Consider the following 3,072-nt stretch of genomic DNA (forward strand, 5'->3'; position numbering starts at 1 on the left):
TGAACGGATGGCCGACATTAATATCGAGCATCTAAAAAGCTGGGAAGGACACAGTGAAGAGCATCGCGACCTGATCGCGGCCTTTCCATCAAACGCGCTGAGCGCAACGCTGGATCGCGAAGACGCCTACGATATTGGCGATCCCCTGCCCCCCCTTTGGCACTGGCTACACTTCCTGCCACTGCACAAACTTAAGGACAGTGGATACGATGGCCATGCTGCGCTTGGCTCATTCCTGCCACCGGTTCCACTGCCTCGCCGCATGTGGGCGGGGGGGCGATTGACCTTCAAGGCCCCTCTGGAAATCGGCCAAACTCTGCGCAAAACCTCGACCGTGAAAAGCGTGACACACAAATCAGGGCGCAGTGGTGATCTCGTCTTTGTCACTGTCTTGCACGAGATATTCAAGGGCACGACCCTGTGCCTGAGCGACGAACAAGACATCGTTTACCGTGCACCTGCGAAAGCCCAAAGCGAGGCCCAAACGCCACGCCCAGCGCCAGAACAAAGCGCCTTCAGCCGGACAATTACGCCCGATCCCGTTTTGCTGTTTCGCTATTCAGCACTGACGTTCAATGGTCACCGCATTCATTATGATGCCCCGTTTTGTAAACAAAGCGAAGGGTACACCGGCTTGATCGTTCATGGTCCCTTGCTTGCAACGCTGATGCTGGATCTTTTGAGACGCGAGATGCCGCAGGCTCAGGTCACTGCCTTCGACTTCCGCGCGCTTGCGCCCGTCTTTGATACCAACGCATTTTCCGTGCATGGCACTCAGACAGAGACGGGCACAGCGCGCCTTTGGATTCGCCGTCATGATGGCGCTTTGGCCATGGAAGGGCATGCACGCTTCGGATCAAAGTGATCGTGTTAGCCACGTCACCAAAAACCGCGAAATGCCGCAATGCATACAACGGTATACTATAGACGACTCTCTCTTGTTCGACTATGGACACCTCAAATCCCGCTTTTTCATTGCACGAGGTTTCTATGTCCGATCAAAACACGCCTGACATCATCTACACAAAAGTCGACGAAGCGCCTGAACTCGCATCTGCGTCCTTCTTGCCCATCATCCAGAAATTCGCCGCAGCTGCTGGCGTGTCTGTCGGCACCAAAGATATCTCGCTCGCAGGACGCATTATTGCAACGTTCCCTGAGAACCTGACGGACGCGCAGCGCCAATCTGACGATCTCGCAGAATTGGGCCGTTTGGTGAAAACACCAGAAGCGAACGTGATCAAGCTTCCAAACATCTCTGCCTCTGTTCCTCAGCTGGTTGCAGCTTTGAAAGAGCTTCAGGCGCAAGGTTACAACCTTCCTGATTACCCAGAGTCCCCTGAAACAGACGCAGAAAAAGAAATCCGCGCACGTTTCGATGCGATCAAAGGCTCCGCTGTGAACCCGGTTCTGCGCGAAGGTAACTCTGACCGCCGCGCGGCAAAGGCCGTGAAAACTTACGCACAAAACAACCCGCACCGCATGGGCGAGTGGACTGCAGACAGCCAAACGCGCGTCTCATCCATGAACGGCGGCGACTTCTTCTCTAACGAAACATCCGCGACGCTGGCTGGCGAAACATCTGCGAAGATCGTGTTCGAGACATCAGAAGGCGAAACGCTTCTGAAGGACGGCCTTAGCTACCCAGCAGGCACGGTTGTTGACGCAACATTCATGAGCGCAGCGGCACTTGATACCTTCCTCGCAGAGGAAATCGAAAGCACAAAAGCAGACGGCACGCTCTTCTCGCTGCACATGAAAGCGACAATGATGAAGGTCTCCGACCCGATCATCTTTGGTCACGCGGTCAAAGCATACCTCAAGCCTGTCTTCGATCAGTACGGCGCAGAAATGGAAGCATTGGGCGTGAACCCAAATTCCGGCATGGGCGCGCTTCTTGACCTCGTCGCGGACAACGCAGAGATCAAAGCAGCCATCGACGCATGCCTCGCAGAGCGCCCACCGCTCTACATGGTCGACAGCGACAAAGGCATCACCAACCTGCACGTACCATCCGACGTGATCATCGATGCCTCTATGCCAGCGCTGATCCGCGCGGGTGGCAAGGGTTGGGGCCCAGATGGCAAAGAAGCCGATTCCAACTGTGTCATCCCAGACAACTCTTACGCACCTGTCTATGACGAGAGCGTTAAATTCTTCAAAGAGAACGGCAAGCTGAACCCAGCAACAGCCGGCACCGTGCAAAACATCGGCCTAATGGCGCAAAAAGCGCAGGAATACGGCTCGCACCCGACCACGTTCGAGCTGCCAAGCGCAGGCACGGTCAAAATGATCCTCGACGATGGCACCGTTCTGCACGAGCACGCGGTCAACGCAGGCGACATCTGGCGCTCTTCCTCCGCGCGCAAAGCGCCGATTGAAGACTGGGTGAACCTCGCAATTGATCGTCAAAAGGCCGAAGGTTGCCGCGCGATCTTCTGGCTGGACGAAAACCGTGCCCATGACGCTGAATTGATCGCTTACGTAAAGCCGATCCTTGAAGCAAAGGGCGTTGCCGACAAGTTCGATATCATGACGCCGCGCGATGCGACACGCGCCTCTCTTGAGACGATCACAGAGGGCAAGAACACAATCGCCATCACAGGCAACGTTCTGCGCGACTACCTGACCGATCTGTTCCCGATCCTTGAGCTGGCAACATCTGCGAAAATGCTCTCCATCGTGAAACTGATGAACGGTGGCGGTCTGTTCGAAACGGGCGCTGGTGGTTCTGCGCCGAAGCACGTTCAGCAGCTGATGGAAGAAAACCACCTGCGTTGGGACAGCCTCGGCGAGTTCTGCGCGTTGGGTGAAAGCCTTCAGTTCCTCGCAGATGCTCGTTCCAACGAAAAAGCACGCGTTCTGGGCCAAGCGGTCGATGCCGCAACGCAAGGCATCTTGGATGACAACCGCTCCCCATCGCGCAAAGGCGGTGAGCCTGACAACCGCGACAGCCACTACTGGTTCGCACGCTACTGGGCAGAAGCCTTGGCAGCACAAAACAGCGAAGCAGAGCTGGCGGCATATTTCGCACCTATCGCCAAAGCATTGGCAGAGGGCGAAGCGGCGATC

General features: G+C 56.0%; 2 protein-coding genes. Both read left to right on the top strand.

Features of this window, described 5'->3' with window-relative positions:
- The coding region (locus ABJQ89_RS04075; RefSeq protein ID WP_348494991.1) for a MaoC family dehydratase N-terminal domain-containing protein at window positions 1-865 on the top strand (865 nt) is incomplete at its 5' end.
- Between the two features lie 125 nt (window positions 866-990).
- The coding region (locus tag ABJQ89_RS04080) for an NADP-dependent isocitrate dehydrogenase (RefSeq protein WP_348494992.1) at window positions 991-3,072 on the top strand (2,082 nt) is incomplete at its 3' end.

Source organism: Planktotalea sp. (assembly GCF_039984035.1).
Classification (GTDB): Bacteria; Pseudomonadota; Alphaproteobacteria; order Rhodobacterales; family Rhodobacteraceae; genus Planktotalea.